This window comes from Sphingobium sp. CR2-8, from assembly GCF_035818615.1.
GTDB lineage: Bacteria > Pseudomonadota > Alphaproteobacteria > Sphingomonadales > Sphingomonadaceae > Sphingobium.
In genome coordinates, this window is the sequence record NZ_JAYKZY010000002.1 from 2387942 (window position 1) to 2404313 (window position 16372).

General features: G+C 64.5%; 12 protein-coding genes. 5 read left to right on the forward strand and 7 right to left on the reverse strand.

Annotated elements, in window-relative coordinates; all coding sequences use genetic code 11:
• Positions 1 to 66 precede the first annotated feature (66 nt).
• The 4 genes from U5A82_RS15580 to U5A82_RS15595 form a co-directional block, all read right to left on the reverse strand.
• Positions 67 to 963 carry a LysR family transcriptional regulator gene (locus U5A82_RS15580; protein WP_326291744.1) on the reverse strand — a complete coding sequence of 299 codons (897 nt, stop codon included), beginning with the start codon at positions 961 to 963 and terminating at the stop codon, positions 67 to 69.
• Entirely contained in the window at positions 960 to 1952 is a 993-nt protein-coding gene (locus U5A82_RS15585; protein WP_326291745.1) for a threonine ammonia-lyase, read from the reverse strand. Before U5A82_RS15585 ends, U5A82_RS15580 begins: the two co-directional genes overlap by 4 nt.
• Before the next feature lie 274 nt (positions 1953 to 2226).
• Positions 2227 to 3552 carry a sigma-54-dependent transcriptional regulator gene (locus U5A82_RS15590; RefSeq protein ID WP_326291746.1) on the reverse strand — a complete coding sequence of 442 codons (1326 nt, stop codon included), beginning with the start codon at positions 3550 to 3552 and terminating at the stop codon, positions 2227 to 2229.
• Positions 3549 to 5318, reverse strand: a complete 1770-nt coding sequence (locus U5A82_RS15595) for a sensor histidine kinase (protein WP_326291747.1) — start codon at positions 5316 to 5318, stop codon at positions 3549 to 3551. Before U5A82_RS15595 ends, U5A82_RS15590 begins: the two co-directional genes overlap by 4 nt.
• Positions 5319 to 5531: 213 nt before the next feature.
• Between U5A82_RS15595 and U5A82_RS15600 the strand changes: the two genes are divergently transcribed.
• Both U5A82_RS15600 and U5A82_RS15605 read left to right on the forward strand, forming a co-directional pair.
• On the forward strand, positions 5532 to 6878 hold the full coding sequence (locus U5A82_RS15600) for a dicarboxylate/amino acid:cation symporter (RefSeq protein WP_326291748.1): 1347 nt from the start codon (positions 5532 to 5534) through the stop codon (positions 6876 to 6878).
• Positions 6879 to 6941: 63 nt separating this feature from the next.
• On the forward strand, positions 6942 to 8396 hold the full coding sequence (locus U5A82_RS15605; protein ID WP_326291749.1) for an alginate export family protein: 1455 nt from the start codon (positions 6942 to 6944) through the stop codon (positions 8394 to 8396).
• A 137-nt stretch (positions 8397 to 8533) separates the two neighbouring features.
• Here the strand turns inward: U5A82_RS15605 and U5A82_RS15610 are convergent, their stop codons facing one another.
• The 3 genes from U5A82_RS15610 to U5A82_RS15620 form a co-directional block, all read right to left on the reverse strand.
• Complete coding sequence (locus tag U5A82_RS15610) at positions 8534 to 11614, reverse strand: alpha-L-rhamnosidase (protein WP_326291750.1); 3081 nt, start codon at positions 11612 to 11614, stop codon at positions 8534 to 8536.
• Positions 11615 to 11657: 43 nt separating this feature from the next.
• Positions 11658 to 12902 carry a glycoside hydrolase family 1 protein gene (locus U5A82_RS15615; RefSeq protein WP_326291751.1) on the reverse strand — a complete coding sequence of 415 codons (1245 nt, stop codon included), beginning with the start codon at positions 12900 to 12902 and terminating at the stop codon, positions 11658 to 11660.
• A 68-nt stretch (positions 12903 to 12970) separates the two neighbouring features.
• A complete protein-coding gene (locus U5A82_RS15620; protein WP_326291752.1) occupies positions 12971 to 13195 on the reverse strand; it encodes a hypothetical protein in 225 nt (74 codons plus the stop codon).
• Positions 13196 to 13316: 121 nt separating this feature from the next.
• Here U5A82_RS15620 and U5A82_RS15625 point away from each other — a divergent pair, with 121 nt between their 5' ends.
• From U5A82_RS15625 to U5A82_RS15635, 3 genes are all read left to right on the forward strand, one after another.
• Positions 13317 to 14231, forward strand: coding sequence for a LysR family transcriptional regulator (locus tag U5A82_RS15625; RefSeq protein ID WP_326291753.1), 915 nt, complete (start codon positions 13317 to 13319; stop codon positions 14229 to 14231).
• 79 nt (positions 14232 to 14310) lie between these two features.
• A complete protein-coding gene (locus U5A82_RS15630; protein WP_326291754.1) occupies positions 14311 to 15426 on the forward strand; it encodes an FAD-dependent oxidoreductase in 1116 nt (371 codons plus the stop codon).
• A gap of 31 nt (positions 15427 to 15457) precedes the next feature.
• Positions 15458 to 16360, forward strand: a complete 903-nt coding sequence (locus U5A82_RS15635) for a VOC family protein (RefSeq protein ID WP_326291755.1) — start codon at positions 15458 to 15460, stop codon at positions 16358 to 16360.
• Positions 16361 to 16372: the final 12 nt, after the last annotated feature.

The window sequence follows — 16372 nt, forward strand, 5'->3', positions numbered from 1 at the left end:
ATCTGTCGTTGTGCGATCCTTATGCGCTCTGATTGGGCGGAAGAAAAATAATGATTTTTCCCTATGTCATAGGCTGGAGCTATGGATGAGCGTATCGAACAGCGCCTGACCCAGACGCGACAGGCGACCGCCCGCCAGCTTCCGCACGCCGATGCTCCGGGCGAACAGCGCTTCCTCTATCGTCACCGCGCGCAGCACGCCGATCGACAGTTCGGCCGAAGCGACCTGCATCGGCAGTATCGTGACGCGCTGGCCGCCGCGCACCATCGCCTTGGTCGTGAGGAGGGAGTCGCAGCGGATGATATCCTGCGGCACCGGGATGTCGGCGGCCATGAACAGGGCATCGACCTGTCGGCGGAATGCGCCGCGTGCTTCGGGCAAGACCCAGCGCATATGCCCCGTGTCGCGCAGGGACAGGCGCGCGGGCAGATGGTCGTTCTGCTTGCCGACGATCAGCGCGAAGGGATCGCGCGAGAAGGTGCGTTCCTCTATCCCCTGGGGTGGCTGTTCGATACCCGTGGTGACGAAGGCCAGTTCGATCTCGCCCCGGTGGAGCATGGCCGCCAGATCATGATCGGGCCGTTCCACCACATGCAGGGCGAAATGGCCTATCCGCGCCTCCAGCCGCCGGACCGCGTCGGGCAACAGGCTGACCAGCGCGCCGGGCGTGCCGCCCACGCGCAGCGGCCCCGCCACCCCCGCGCTCGCCAGCTTTACCTCCGCCTCCACGTCGCCCAACAGGCTATCGATCGCCTCCGCCCGCCGCAGCAGCGCCTCCCCCTCCGGCGTCAGCAGGATGCCGCTGCGCGATCGTTCGAACAGGGATACGCCCAGCGCCTGTTCCAGCTGCGCGATCGCATTGGATACGGACGGTTGGGAGATGTTGAGCGCCCGCGCGCCGCCGCTGATGCTGTTCGCGCGGCAGACCGCCAGAAAGGTGCGAATGGCGCGCGGGTCGATCATGCCGCAGGCGCGCCGATGATGGCGGCATAGGCCGCAGGATCGACATTGCTGCCGGACAGGACGACGACGCCAGCCCCATCGCACAGCGGCGCAAGGCCGTTCAGCATGGCCGCCAGCGCGACCGCGCCGCCCGGTTCCACCACCAGCTTGAGCGTGGTGAAGGCGAACCGCATGGCGTCGCGCACCTGATCGTCGGTCACGACCAGTCCGCCCGACAGCAGTGCCCGGTTGATCGGGAAGGTCATCGCACCGGGGCTGGGCGCCATCAGCGCGTCGCAGATGCTGCGCGCATCGGGGGATATGGTTTCGCGCCGTCCGCTGGCGAGCGAACGGGCGGTGTCGTCGAAACCGGTCGGCTCCACGGCATGGATGGCCATGTCGGGCGCGCGCGCCTTGACTGCCGTCGCGATGCCGGCGGTCAATCCGCCACCACCGCAGCAGACGAGGATCTGGCCGATCGACGCGCCCGCCTCGGCCGCCTGGTCGAGGATTTCCAGGCCTACGGTCCCCTGCCCGGCGATGACCCAGGGATCGTCGAAGGACGGCACCAGCGTCGCCCCACGGCTCTGCGACAGGGCCGTTGCGATCTCTTCGCGACTTTCGGTATGGCGATCATAGGTGACGATCTCCGCCCCTAGAGCGCGGGTGTTGGCCAGTTTGACCGCCGGGGCGTCGGCGGGCATCACGATCGTGGCGGGCATGCCCAGCAAGCGGGCCGCCGCTGCGACCCCCTGGGCATGATTTCCCGACGACCAGGCGACGACACCGGCCACCCTTTCCTGCATATCCAGGCGCGCAAGCCGGTTGTAGGCGCCGCGAAACTTGAACGAACCGGTGCGCTGCGCCCCTTCGAACTTCAGCAGGACGCGGCGGCCGCATCGATCGTTGAGCGCGGCATTTTCCAGCAACGGCGTGCGTATGGCGGCGGGCGCGATGACGCGGGCGGCATCGACAATGTCCGCGATCGTGATGGCTGGCGGCTGATCCATGCGCGTCTCCGGCTTGGGGTGGCGCGTTCCTGTGGCGACTGCGGCTGCCGACGACCTGTAGAACGCAGGGAACAAAGAGATAGAGCGGCGACCTGTCCATGGCGAACGACCGTCGCTGCTCAGGCTCTAGCGCCAGGCTTCGATCAGGAGAAGTGCCAAGACGGGGGCTGTGGACTGGGATCGGGCGCGATCCATGATCTTGGCAGCATCCATTCCAATGCACTTGGCAACGGAACGGAGCGATGCGCGATGCAGCGTCCTGGAACCCGATGCCTCACGGCCGATACAGGTCGATCTCGATGCCATGGCGGTTGAGTTTGTCGTAGAAGGTTTTCCGGGGCAGATGCAGTTCGGCCATGGCGGACCGGGCGTCGCCCTGCACACGCTCCAGAACCTGGCGGATAACGCCCGCTTCGAACCGCTCGACCTGATGGGTGAGCGACAAGCGACGCCCGTCGTCCGGACCGTCCGCCTGCATCCCCAGCACCGTCCGCTTGGCGAAATTGGCCAGTTCGCGGACATTGCCGGGCCAGTCATGGTCCGCCAGATAGGCCTGAATATCCGCGCCGACATGGGGCACGTCCCGCTTCATCTGGTCCGCCGCCTGATGCAGCAGATAGCCGAACAGCAGCGGAATGTCGGCGCGGCGTTCACGCAGCGGTGGGATGCGCAGTCGGACCATGTCGAGCCGATAGAGCAGGTCCGCGCGAAAACGCCCCTCGGTCACGCTCGCCTCGATCCCCGGCTTGGTCGCGGCGATCACGCGCAGGTCCACGGCCTGCGGTCGTTCCGCACCGACAGGCAGGATTTCCCGTTCCTCCAGCACGCGCAGCAAGGCGCCCTGCAACCAGGACGGACTGCTCTCGATCTCGTCCAGAAAGAGCGACCCCTTGTTCGCGCGCGCGATCCGGCCCGACTGGGTGGCGCGCGCGTGCGGCGTCCGCCCGCCTTCCTGGCCGAACAGGTCGACCTCGGCAATGGCGTCGGGCAGCGCGGCACAGTTGATGGCGACGAACGGGCGACCGCGCCTGCGGCTCCAGCGATGCAGCAGGGTCGCGACCAGTTCCTTGCCCGTGCCGGTTTCGCCCTCGATCAGGATGTCGACATCGGCGTCGGCGACCTGGCGCATATTGTCGCGCAGCCGGACCATGGCCGGCGTCTCGCCGATCAGCGGTTCGCCGCCAGCGCTTTCATCGGCGGCCGCGCGCAGGCGGCGATTGTCGAGCACCAGTCGCCGCATTTCCAGCGCCCTGCGGGCCGACGCGATCAGATGGTCGGTGGCGAAGGGCTTTGCGATGAAATCGAACGCCCCGGTCTTCAGCGCCGCCACCGCCATCGGCACGTCGCCATGGCCGGTCATCAGGATGACGGGAATTTCATGGTCGATCGCGGCGACCCGCTTGAACAATTCCATGCCGTCCATGCGGGGCATCCGGATGTCCGACACGATCGCGCCGCCATAGCCTGCGTCCAGGCGCGCAAGCGCCGACGCGCCGTCGGCGAACGCCTCCACCGCCATGTCCGCCAATTGGAAGGACTGCACCAACGCCTTGCGCAGCGCTTCGTCATCATCGACCAGCAGGATCGGTATTTCCGTCATAGGGCATCCAATGTCATGCGGAACAGCGTATGGTCGTCACCGGCCACATGATCGAGCGTCCCGCCGAACTCGATCATGATGTCGCGGGCAATGTGCAGGCCTAGGCCAAGGCCGCCCGTCTTGGTGGTGGCGAACGGCATGAACAGATCGTCGGCGATCGCCGGATCGATGCCGGGGCCGCTATCGCGGATGTCCAGTATCACCCGGTCGTCCGATCGCGTCAGCGCGATCCTGACCCATGGATCGGGTCGGCCCTGCACCGATTCCAGTGCGTTGGTGAGCAGGTTTACGAGCACCTGTTCCAGCCGGACGCGCCCGGCCCGGACCTTGAGGCCGGGGTCGGGTTTCGGCAGTTCGAGACGTACCCCGGCGCTGCGGAACCGGTCCCCCACCAGCAGGCGCACGCCATCGATCGCCTGGGTCAGTGACACCGGGCCGATCGTTCCGACGCCGCGCCGGGCATAGCGGCGCAGTTGCGCGGTGATGCTGCCGATCCGATCGGTCATCGCGACGATTTCGCGCAGGTTGACGGCGACCTGTTCGGGTTGCGCGCGCGACAGGAAGGCCGACGCATTTTCGGCAAAGGTGCGGATCGTCGCCACCGGCTGGTTGATTTCATGGGCGACCCCGGCCGAAATCGTGCCCAGCGTACCCAGGCGATTGGCATGGGCCAGTTCCTCGCGCGCCTGGCGATAGCGTTGGTCGGCGGATGCGCGCGCGTCCATTTCCCGCGCCAGATCGTCGGTGCGCAGGGCGACTTCCCGCTCCAGCAATATGCGCGCGTGATGCGCCCGACGTCGCCGCGCGATCACCCAGGCCATGGCACCGAGCAGCAGCGACAGCAGGATGGCGAACAGCATAGCGGCGATTTCCGCCCGCTGTCGCGCCGCCTGCATCACCCCGTCCAGCGGCTCGATATGATAGAGCCGCCATCCGGGCACGGGCACGGCAAGCGTCGCGGTCATCGCCCGCGACCCGTCCCGCATCCGGGTCAGGCCGTCGGCCCCGATCGCGATGCCCAGCGGCGTCAATGGCGCGCCGCCAAACTGCAGCGCCTGCTTGATCTGCGCCTTGCGCGCCGGGGCGATCGGCCGCAGCGCGCGAAAACGGAGCGCCGGGTCGCTGCTCAGCAACAGGACCCCGTTGGCGTCGGCCACGAAGCTGAGCGCACGCCGATCCCGCCAGGTCCGCTCGATCGCGTCGAACTCCACCTTGACCACGACCACGCCGATCGGGCCGTCGCTACCTTCGATCCGGCGGGACAGATAGAGGCCCGGACGGTGGCTGACGGTGCCGAGCGCGAAATATTCGCCGCCGCCCTTGGTCCAGCCCAGGCGATAATAGGGACGGAAGCTGTAATCCTGTCCGACGAAACTGTTGGGCAGGCGCGCATTGGACGCGGCGGTCGTCCGGCCGTGACGATCCAGCGCGAAGATGGCGCCGGCGCCGGTCTTCGCCTTCAGCACGGCCAGCTTGTCGTTCAGCGCCATGTCCACCCTGCCCGACCGCAAAGCGGCGCGCAGATCGGGATATTCGCTCAGGACCACCGGCAGCAGGCGGAATTTCTGCAATTCGGATTCCAGCAACCGCAGCACAGCCCGGGTCTGCTGCGTGGTTTCGTCCCGCTCGGTCGCGACAGCCGTCGCGCGCAGGGCCAGATGATAGCGCTCGGCAAAGAGGGCGGATGCCGATCCGATCGTCGCGATGCAGAGCAGCAAGACTGCGGTGCGGCGGAACCATAAGGGTAGGGAAGCGAACCGGCTCATATTTGTGCGGATTATCACACAATTCCTGCCAAAGCGATGTGGCAATCCACATATTCACGTCCGGGCCGCTCAAGACGATGCGCGATAATTTCATTGTATATCAGCATATTGCTCGATTTATCTCTCTAGATTTGCCGCCCCCCCTTTTCCGCCGCACCATCACGACGCCGCAAAGACTGAGCCAGCGGCGGCTATGGAGATGGAGCAAACGCCATGATCAATCAGACCTTCCCGGCATCCGCGCCGACGCCCCGCCGGAAGGGCCTTGCTTCACAGCTCTATGTGCAGGTTCTGGTCGCGATCATGCTCGGCGCGCTGCTCGGTCATTTCTGGCCCGTTTATGGCGAAGCGATGAAGCCGTTGGGTGATGGCTTCATCAAATTGGTCAAGATGATCATTGCGCCGGTCATCTTCCTGACCATCGTCACCGGCATTGCAGGCATGAAGGAACTGGGATCGGTCGGCCGCGTGGCGGCCAAGGCCTTCGCCTATTTCCTTACCTTTTCCACGCTGGCGCTGGTCGTGGGCCTGATCGTCGCCAATGTCGTCCAGCCGGGCGCGGGCATGAACATCGATCCGGCGACGCTCGATGGCGGCGCGGTCGCCGACTATGCCGCTAAAGCGCATGAATTGACCCTGACCGGCTTTTTGCTGGGCGTCATTCCCACGACATTGGTCAGCGCCTTCACCGACGGCAATATTCTCCAGATCCTGCTGGTCGCGATCCTGTTCGGAATCGCCATCAGCCTGGTCGGCGAACCTGCCACGCCCGTGATTCGCTTCCTGGAACGGTTGAGCCTGATCGTCTTCAAACTGGTATCGATCCTGATGCGCGCGGCCCCCATCGGCGCATTCGGGGCGATCGCCTTCACCATCGGCAAATATGGCGTCGGCAGCCTGGCCAATCTGGGCGCGTTGGTAGCGACCTTCTACCTGACGTCGCTGCTGTTCGTGGTCGTGGTGCTGGGCACGGTCGCCCGCCTGACCGGCTTTTCCATCTTCAAGCTGCTGCGTTACCTGAAGGCCGAGTTGCTGCTGGTCCTGGGCACATCCTCGTCCGAAGCCGCCCTGCCCAACCTCATTGAAAAAATGGAGCGGGCGGGCTGCGAAAAGTCCATCGTCGGGCTGGTCGTGCCCACCGGCTATAGCTTCAACCTCGACGGCACGAACATCTACATGACGCTGGCGGCGCTGTTCATCGCCCAGGCGACCGGGGTGGACCTGACGCTGGGGCAGGAATTGCTGCTGCTGGGCGTTGCGATGCTGTCGTCCAAGGGCGCTGCCGGTGTGACCGGCGCCGGTTTCATCACGCTCGCCGCCACCCTGTCGATCGTGCCCACCGTGCCGCTGGCCGGCATGGCGCTGATCCTGGGCGTCGATCGCTTCATGAGCGAGTGCCGCAGCCTGACCAACTTCATCGGCAATGCGGTAGCCACCATCGTCGTCGCGCGGTGGGAAGGCGGGCTGGACCGCGAGAAACTGACCGCCGCGCTCGACGGGCGGATTGCCGCGCCGACCGTTGTCGAAACGTCGCCGCAGGCTGCCGTCGCCGCCGCCTGACATGTTTCCCGGAGATGCGCGCCGACCATAGGCCGCCCTCCGCTACCCGATCGGTCCAAACCCATGTTCACGACACGCCTGCTATGCGGCGCGATGACGCTCGCCTGCGCGATGCCCGCCGCCGCGCAAACCATCGTCCAGGCCCCCGCCCCCGCAACCTATCCTGCCGCCGCCCAGGGCGATGGCGCCACGACGAAAGGCTACAATCTTTCCAGATGGGCGGAAGACTGGAGCCGCTATCGTGATCCGGCCAAGCGCGACGACATTCTGGACCGCCTGAAATATCTGCCGCTCGACCAGGATAGCGACATCTATCTGACACTCAGCGGTGAGGCGCGGTTGCGCATGAACCTGACCAGCAACCCGCAGCTGAACGAAGGACCGGAACAAAGGCAGGATATCATACGCCTGGTCGGCGGCGCGGACCTGCATATCGGCGAACATCTCCGTTTCTATGGCGAAATCGCCCATGGACGATTGTCGGGCAGGAATGTCGGGACACCGTCTGGATCGCTGCGCAACAATTTCGTCCGCCAGCAATATTTCGTGGAGGCGAAGGGACGTGTGGGCGAGGTCGATCTGGGCATCCGCTATGGGCGGCAGGAATTTACCGATGGCCCCAGCCTGCTGATTTCCCAGCGCGACAACAATACCATCCGCTTCGTCGTGAACGGTGCGCGAGTCTGGGCGCGTACGCCGACGATGCGCGCGACGTTGTTCGACTTCGAGACGACCGACCTGGGCAATGGCGGCCTGGGCGACGATGTGCCCGACAGGAACCGGCGGTTCAGCGGCGTGTCGGCAGGCTTCGTGCTGCCGGATCATTGGCTGGGCGGGTCCAGCCTCTATTTCGATCCCTTTTTCTGGCGGCGGCGCAATCGCGTGGGGACATGGGGCGGCGTCGTGTCGCCCGCCGTGCGCTATTATTCCGGGGCAAGGCTTTGGGGCGATGTCGGTCCCGTGGCGATCGATTGGACCCTGGTCCACCAATATGGGCAGTTCAACGATCGCCCGATCCGCGCCTGGCAGGCCTTTGCCGCGCAGACGGTCAGGCTGGGCGCGGACAAGAGCGCCCCGCGGGTCGGTGTCCATGTCGATTATGGCAGCGGCGGGGGCGGCTATGACAAGGGCACATTGCGCAATGCCTATGCGCCGTTCGGCAACAATATCTATTTCAGCTATGGCCTGTTCCTGACCGCCACCAATCTGATCGCGATCGCGCCCAATGTCTCTTTCCAGCCCTTGAAAGGCGTGCGCGCCAGCCTGGAATATCAGTTGAGCTGGCGCGACGATGTGCGCGATGCGGTCTATCGTGCCAACTATACACCCTATGTCGGCACCGAACGGGTCGCAGGCAAGGCCGTGGCGCGGCTGGCCCGCATGCAGATCGTCTATGCGATCTCGCCCCGGCTGACGCTGACCACGCGCGCGGAATATCTTCAGGCGCAGACGGTGTTGAAGACAGCAGGCTACCGCAACTCCGCCTTCCTCGCTACCTGGCTGAGCTTTCAATTCTGAGGATGCCATGGGCGGTGGCCGCCCTGTTACCGGCATCCTCTCTGGCCGATCCGGAAAGCCATGATCGCGATCGCTCCGTAGGTCTGCGCCCATGGCTGGCGCGCGTCGAGGCCACACTTGTCGGCCGCGGACGCTAGCTAAAATACGAGTTGGTGACGGCCTGCGCCCACTTCCTGCCCCGCGCCCTGGACGATAATTTCGGCGCGCGCATTTGGTGGGACGACAACATCCAGTGCAGCCTTTCCGTCCCGGTAGGTCCATCGCGTCTGGATGCGTCCCCTCACGCTATCAACCGTTCCCCCGAACTGCGTAATGCGAGGATCGAGCATCGGTGCGACGCGAAATTTCGCAAAGCCCGGCTCGATCGGGTCGATGCCCGCGACCCTGCGGTAGAGAAACCCGCATACCGCGCCGAGCGCGTAATGGTTGAACGAGTTCATCGCGACATCGCCGGTGTCGCCATTCCACCGCTCCCATATCGTCGTCGCGCCCTTTCGGACCATGTAGCCCCAAGAGGGAAAATCGGTGCGCGTCAGCAAGTCCCATGCGAGCTTGTCTTCCCCGACGTCCACCAGCGCATCGAGCGCCAGCGGCGTGCCGAGGAAACCGGTGGAAAGCAAGGTGCCGCGTCGGCGAATATCTGCGGCCAGCAGTGCGCCTGCCTTGGCGCGCAGGGCGTCTGGAACGAGACCAAGGCGCAGCGCGAGAATATAGCTGCAATGGCTACCGTTGCCGACCGTGCCGTCGGCCTTGACGAAGGCGGCGGCGAACGCATCGCGAATCCGGCCATGCTGCGCGCGCCAGCGGGCCGCTTCGGACGGTCGGCCGGTCCACTCCGCCATCTGCGCCAACTGGTCGACCGAGCGGGCCAGCATGGCGGTCCCGATCAGCGCCTTGGGCGTGGTTTCGTCCATCGGCGATTTCGCGTCGAGCGCCAGCCAGTCGCCAAGGTCGGCCCCGCGATCCTTGCTCCATAGCCCGTCAGGGTTGGTCGCCAATATGCCGCTGACATAGGCGGTCATCGCGGCCCAGTTTTCATCGACTATCGTGCGATCGCCGCTGTGTACATAGGCCGTGTAGGGCAGCATCACCCCGGCATCGGCCCATCCCGGCGTCGCGCTGTTGGTGCCCCATCCCAGTGCTTCGGGGGACGGCGCCCAGAGCGGATAGGCGCCATTTGCCGCCTGTGTGTCGCGCAGCGTGCGACTGTAGGAGCGGGTGAAGGCGCCCACGTCCATATTGAAGCTCGCCGCGTCCCAGAATATCTGCGCGTCCCCGGTCCATCCCAGTCGCTCGTCCCGCTGGGGGCAGTCGGTCGGGATGCCCATGAAATTGGAACGCTGGCTCCAGAGCGTGTTCAGCCACAGCTTCTGGACAGTGGGATCGCTGATCTGGAAGGTGCCGGTTTCCGGCATGGCGCTGGAAAGCTGGATGCCCGCGACCATGTCGAGCGTCAGCGTCGCTACGCCATCGACTTCCGCATAGCGAAACCCCTGATAGCTGAAGATAGGTTCCAACGTTTCCGGCTTGCCCGTGCCCTGGAGCCAGTAACGATCCTCCGCCCGGGCGGCGCGCAGATTGCGGCGATCCAGTTCGCCCTTGTCCGACAGGATTTCGGCATGGCGGACGATGACCTGCTGGCCAGCGCCCCCCTTCACCTGCAACCGGACGCGGCCTGCGAAATTCTGGCCGAAATCGATGATATGGCGGTTGGGGCCGCGCTTGTGGATCGTGACGGGGGACAGGGTTCTGATCGCGCGCACCGGTTCGGCAAGTGCGGCGGAACAGGGCGTGGTCGGCGATGGCGCCTGCCACGCGCGATCCCACCGGCTGTCGTCGAAACCCGGCCTGTTCCATCCGCTTTGCGCCAGGCGAAGGTCCTGATCCTCCCCGGCATAGATTTCCGACATGAGTACGGGTGCGTCGGCATGACGCCAGTCCGTATCGGTCGCGACATGCTCGATGCGCCCGTCCCGTCTTGTGATTTCCAGCACGGCGCGCATGCGGCGCGGCGCGGCGCCAAAGGCGTAGCGGCCATTGGGCGCTTGGTAGCTCGCATAATAGCCGTCGCCTACCATGGCTGCGATGACATTGGCGCCGTCTCGCATCAGCCTGGTGACGTCATAGCTACGGTAGGGAATGCGGGCGGCGTAATTGGCCGGTTCGCATTGCAGTTCATCGTCGTTGATCCGGCCGCCGTTGAGCCACAGGCGATAACCGCCCAGCGCCGCAATATAGAGCCGTGCCTGCGCAATCGCGCCCCTGCTTTCAAAAGCCCGGCGCAACAATCGGGCTGGTGTGGGCGGCCATGGGAAGATGGGCTGTTTCTCAAGAGCGGCGGCGGCCGACCATGGCCCCTTGTCGCCCAGCCGCGTTTCCCACCCCTTGGTAATGCGCTGCGCAGACCCGGCCGATCCATCCAGCCGGATCTGCGCGGCAAGCGATACGAACGGCTTGACGAAGAATCCGGGCGTCGGCGCAACGTCGACGGTGAGGACATGCTCGCCCGCCGCAAGGTCCAGCGGCAGACGGGACGCGGGCGCTCCACCGAATGCATTGGGATCGCGTGCAGGCAAGGCGAGCGGTCGGCCATCCAGCATCAGCCGGGACATCACGCCGTCGCCGATGATGGTCAGCAGCGCGGTCCCCGCACCGCTTTGGAATGCGAGGCGGAACGAACGTGGTTGCGCAGGAGAAGGCGCGGCGCCGCCGACCCATGTGGCCCCTGCGATACGATCGTCGCGCTCCGTGCCGCCCTCGACGGCCAGCCAGTCGCCGCGCCAGTCCTGCTCGGCGAGCAAGCCCATTTCCCAGCGGGCAGCTTGGCTCTGAGACGATTGGCCTGACTGGTCCCAGACCTGCACTGTCCAATGACAGGTCTGACCCGATCGCAGTGACTGACCTGCATAGAGGATGCCTGTGCAGGCTGCGCTTTCGACACGCCCGCTGTCCCACAGGTCGCCGTGTCCCCGCTTCAGCGCTGCCAGGCTGGAAGACACGAGGATATGGTATGCGGCCTGCATCGTGCCCACTCCGGCCTCGATCCGCCAGGACAGCGCCGGTTGCCGGTCATCAATGCCGATCGGCGTCTCCCGCATCGCGGTCCGCAGCCCCGTCACGGTCGGGTTCGCTGGCGATCCCGCCGCCATCGCCCCCTGTGCGCCCAATCCGACGATAGCGCCGGTAGCCAGGAAAGATCGGCGGTCGAGATGGGGCATCAGATTATCCTAGGTGACAAAGTCGAGCAGATGGGCGGACGCTTCAGATGCTGTTGTTGCGCGCGTAACGGCCAAGATGCAGGCCGCTGGGCTTCATCGTACGGCGGAAGGTCGCTCTATCGACGGCGACCAGACCGAACTGGGCCGTGTAGGCGCGGTTCCACTCGAAATTGTCCAGCAGCGACCAATGTATGTAGCCGCGCACATCGACGCCGTCGTTGATGGCCCGGCCAAGACCAGACAAGGCCCGGTCGATATAGGCGATCCGACGGCTGTCGTCCGCCGTGGCTACGCCATTCTCGGTTACGATGACGGGGCGACCTGTCGCCTTGGCCACCCAGCGGACCGTCGCCTCAAGGGCTTGCGGATAAAATTCCATGTCGGTCTGCGTCAGTTCCGCACCGGCAGGTGGCGCAAGATCGACATCCTTGCCGACCAAGGCTCGGCCATAGGTCTGGACACCGACGAAATCGTCTTTGGCGACAGCATCGAACCAGGGCGCGTAGACCTGCGCGATCTTGCGCTTGAGATCGTCCGGGTCCGGCCCCGCCTGTTCGTCGGCCACGGCAAGGCTCAGGCCAAGTTGCAGATGGGGTCGTACCGATTTGATGGCTTCCACGGCGCGATGATGCGCATCCGCCTGAATCGGGCCGGCACGTTGCGCGTCGAAAACCGGCGTGGATGAGAAACGATCGCTGCCCACCGCCTTGGCCGCCGCCGCGTTTCCCTGCGCGAAATAGGGCATGTTGGCGCGAAAACCGGGCTGCCAGGACAATTGCGCCGCCAGATTGGGTTCGTTGAACGTCAGGCCGTGGCTGTAATTCGATCCAAGCGCCTTGGCGGCCCGCTCGCAAAAGCGCACGAAATGGTCGACATTGGCAGCCTCTTCCCAGCCGCCCTTCGCGGCGAACCACCGCGGGACGGTGAAATGCGAATAGGTGACCAAGGGCTTGAGGCCCATATCGGCGCACCCGTCAATCATGGCCCTGTAATGATCGAGCGCCGCGATCGAATATTCCCCTGGCTCGGGCTCGATCCGCGACCATTCGATGCCGAACCGATAGCAGTTCAATCCCATCCGCTTGACCAGGGCCATGTCCTCACGCCAGCGGTGATAGCTATCGCAGGCATCGCCGGATGGCGCGGCAAAGGCGCTGCGTGGGAGATGCTCCAATACCCAGCTGTCGCTATTGACGTTGCCGCCTTCGACCTGATGCCCGGCCGTGGCCGCGCCCCATAGAAAATCTGACCGCAGCTTGCGCCGGGCAGCAAGAGCAGAGCCACTCATTGTCATTGCGAGGCTTCCGCCGGCAAGCTGAAGCACGGTACGGCGGGAGAAATCTGGAGACATGGGATTCAACCTCGGAATCGGAATGGAATGGTGGCGACGGGGGAATCGATCTGGGTCGCGAAGGCCTGCACGCCCACGCCGACAATGGCGGAGCTGATGTCGTTGCTTGCCTGGAGGCTGGGCGCGATGCTGCCCTGATTCGCCCGATCATTCTCCGTTCCTGCCTGCGCATGAACGGATGAAATGGGCGCCAGAAAAATGGCGGCGGTCGTTAGCAGGGCTGCCTTCATGGTGGTCTCCTCTCCCAATGCGCGCCTGATCCTGCGCGTCTGTCAGGAAAGCCTAGACAGATAGGGCGCATAGGTTAAATCGTTTGAACTTATCATTATCCAATCATGGGATGGATGGATCATGCGTTTCCGCGGTCTCGATCTTAACTTGCTGGCCGTGTTCGAAGGGTTGATGCAGACCCATTCCGTATCGGCGGCCGCCCGGCAGATGCACCTGAGCCAGCCCGCCATGAGCGCTGCGCTGTCGCGGCTGCGGGATTATTTCGGCGACCCGTTGCTCGTCAGCCATGGCAAGCGGATGTACCCGACGGCCTTTGCCGAAAGCCTGGCGCCACTTGTGCGCGAAAGTCTGGGCGGAATTGAAACACTGCTGGCGACCTCGGCTGCCTTCGATCCGCATTCGTCCCAACGCGTGTTTAAGGTCATCGCTTCGGATTATGTCGTGGCCGCCGTCATTGCGCCCCTGCTCATCCGCCTGGTCGTCGAAGCGCCCGCCATCACCGTCCAGCTCATGTCGCCCAGCGAACATAGCACGCCACTGATCGCTGCGGGGAAGGCGGACCTGATGATCAGTCCGCGTGAGTTCCTGTCGCAGGATCATCCCACGGAATTGCTGTTCGAAGAGCAGCATGTCGTCGCCGGATGGAGCGACAATGATCTGCTTTCCACGCCTCTGGACGAGAAGGATTTTCTGGCGGCCGGCCATGTCGCCATTGCGATCGGGACGCAATCCAACGCCGCATTCGCAGACCGGCACTTGGCCTTGATGGGCAAACACCGACGGATCGAGGTGTCGGCCTCCTCCTTTACCACCGTGCCCTGGCTACTGATCGGGACGCAACGTCTTGCGGTCATGCACGAACGACTGGCGCGGGCCGCAGCACAGATGTTTCCGATGACCTATCAGCCTTTGCCCTTCGCCTTTCCGGTTATGGAAGAGCTGGTTCAGTTCCATCAGACCCGCGCGACCGACGAGGGGCTGCGCTGGCTGCGCTCGCAATTGCGCACGGCAGCAACCAATCCAGATTTTGGATAGATAATCATCCAAACAATCGAGTTTTGATATTTTTTTTCTGCGCTAGTTTCGCTCCCATAGCAAAGGTGGAGAGCGAAGCTTGGACGCGCAACGCATATTGGTCATCGGTGGTGGCATCGGCGGGCTGACCGCCGCGATCGCGCTCCGCGCGAAGGGGCATGATGTCCATGTCATCGAGCGCGACCCGGATTGGTCGGTCTACGGGGTCGGCATCATCCAGCAATCGAACGTCGTGCGGGCCATGAGCGAATTGGGCCTGCTGGACGATTATCTTTCGGCGGGCGTGGGCTTCGACGCGGTGGAGATATTCCTGCCGGACGGCACGATGATCGCGCGGGTTCCTTCGCCCCGACTGGTGGAGGGCAAGCCAGCCAATGTCGGCATCGGCCGCCGCGCATTGCACAAAGTGCTGGGCGATCGGACATTGGCGAGCGGTGCAACTGTCCAACTCGGTGTAACAGCAACATCGATCGAAGATGATGGGATCGGCGTCGACGTCGCTTTTTCTGATGGCAGTTCAGGGCGCTACGATCTGGTGGTCGGTGCCGATGGCGTCTATTCGCAGACCCGATCCGCGCTGTTTCCCGAGGCGTCCGAACCGCAGTTCACCGGACAGGCCGTGTGGCGCTACAATTTCGAGCGATCGGAAGGACTGGATGCCTTGCAGGTCTATAACGGGCGAACCGGGGTGGGGCTGGTCCCGATCTCCAATAGCCTCATGTATATGTATGTGACCACGCCGGAACCGGACAATCCGCGCTATCCGCGGGAAGGTCTGGCGGCCGCGATGCGCGACAAGCTGGCGCAGACGGCGCCTGCCATCCGCGCGCTGGCCGAGCAGATCATAGATGATGAGGGCGTGGTCTATCGCCCGCTCGAAGGGCTGCTGGTCGATGGGCCTTGGCACAAGGGCCGGATCGTCCTGCTGGGCGATGCCGTCCATGCGACGACGCCGCATCTGGGACAGGGCGCGGGCATGGCGATCGAGGACAGTCTGGTGCTCGCCGACGAATTGTCGCGCCATGACGATCTGGATGCAGCCTTCACCGTCTATCGTAACCGGCGCTTTGACCGCTGCGCCTATATCGTGCGGGAAAGTCTGGCCATCTGCCACGGTCAGATCGGCCGGGGTCCGCCGGTCGACAATGCCAAGGCAACCCATGCCATGTTCGCGATCGTCGCGCAGCCGATCTGAGGCGCGCATCCTTTTTCCCGGAGTTTCCATCATGAGCCGTGTCACTGAAATCCGCTATGTCGGCTATGCCGTTCCCGACCTGGAGGCCGAGCGCGCCTTCTATGCCGACCAGTGGAAGCTGGTCGAGGCAGGCGAGAAGGACGGTATGACCTATTTCGCCGCCGACGGCGGCGAAGAGGGCTATGTCGTCCGCCTGCGCGCCGCAGCGGACAAGCGCATCGACGTCATCGCGCTGGCGGCGGACAGCCGGGCCGATGTGGATGCGCTGCACGACAAGGTGGCGGCATCGGGAGCACGCATCATCTTCGCGCCGAAGGATCTGGATACGCTGGGCGGGGGCTATGGCTTTCGCTTCTTCTCGCCCGATGGCCTGCCGTTCGAGATTTCCAGCGACGTCGCCGCGCGCACCCCGCGCGCGCTGAGCCGTTGGGAGGGCATTCCCCAGAAGATCAGCCATATCGTGCTCCATTCGCCCGATCACAAGGCGATGGTGCAGTGGTTCTGCGACGTGCTGGGGTTCAAGGTCAGCGACTGGCTGGGCGATTTCATGTGCTTCCTGCGCTGCAATTCGGCGCATCACCGACTGGCGATCCTGCCGGGACCGCCCTGCCTCAATCATGTCGCCTATGACATGCTGAGCGTCGACGACATGATGACCGGGATCAACCGCCTCAAGCAGAAGGGAACCGACATCCGCTGGGGGCCGGGTCGGCATACGGCCGGCAACAACACCTTCAGCTATTTCACGACGCCCGCGGGCTTCGCCGTCGAATATACGTCGGAACTGGAGGAGGTGGACTTCGAAAGCCATCAGGCCAAGGTGCATGTCCCCGGTCCCAAAGTGATGGACCAGTGGGGCATCGGCGTCGGTGGCCCGCAGACCATGCCGCATCCAGAGGCCGATGCAGGCCTGTTCCAGGCCGTAGAAGTTTGAGGGGGAAGCATA

What these genes read in the sequence shown, in the direction of transcription:
- U5A82_RS15605 (WP_326291749.1), top strand. Translation starts at nt 6,942, where the DNA reads ATGTTCACGACACGCCTGCTATGCGGCGCGATGACGCTCGCCTGCGCG.
- U5A82_RS15620 (WP_326291752.1), bottom strand. Translation starts at nt 13,195, where the DNA reads ATGAAGGCAGCCCTGCTAACGACCGCCGCCATTTTTCTGGCGCCCATT.
- U5A82_RS15635 (WP_326291755.1), top strand. Translation starts at nt 15,458, where the DNA reads ATGAGCCGTGTCACTGAAATCCGCTATGTCGGCTATGCCGTTCCCGAC.
- U5A82_RS15610 (WP_326291750.1), bottom strand. Translation starts at nt 11,614, where the DNA reads ATGCCCCATCTCGACCGCCGATCTTTCCTGGCTACCGGCGCTATCGTC.
- U5A82_RS15600 (WP_326291748.1), top strand. Translation starts at nt 5,532, where the DNA reads ATGATCAATCAGACCTTCCCGGCATCCGCGCCGACGCCCCGCCGGAAG.
- U5A82_RS15580 (WP_326291744.1), bottom strand. Translation starts at nt 963, where the DNA reads ATGATCGACCCGCGCGCCATTCGCACCTTTCTGGCGGTCTGCCGCGCG.
- U5A82_RS15625 (WP_326291753.1), top strand. Translation starts at nt 13,317, where the DNA reads ATGCGTTTCCGCGGTCTCGATCTTAACTTGCTGGCCGTGTTCGAAGGG.
- U5A82_RS15615 (WP_326291751.1), bottom strand. Translation starts at nt 12,902, where the DNA reads ATGAGTGGCTCTGCTCTTGCTGCCCGGCGCAAGCTGCGGTCAGATTTT.
- U5A82_RS15590 (WP_326291746.1), bottom strand. Translation starts at nt 3,552, where the DNA reads ATGACGGAAATACCGATCCTGCTGGTCGATGATGACGAAGCGCTGCGC.
- U5A82_RS15595 (WP_326291747.1), bottom strand. Translation starts at nt 5,318, where the DNA reads ATGAGCCGGTTCGCTTCCCTACCCTTATGGTTCCGCCGCACCGCAGTC.
- U5A82_RS15585 (WP_326291745.1), bottom strand. Translation starts at nt 1,952, where the DNA reads ATGGATCAGCCGCCAGCCATCACGATCGCGGACATTGTCGATGCCGCC.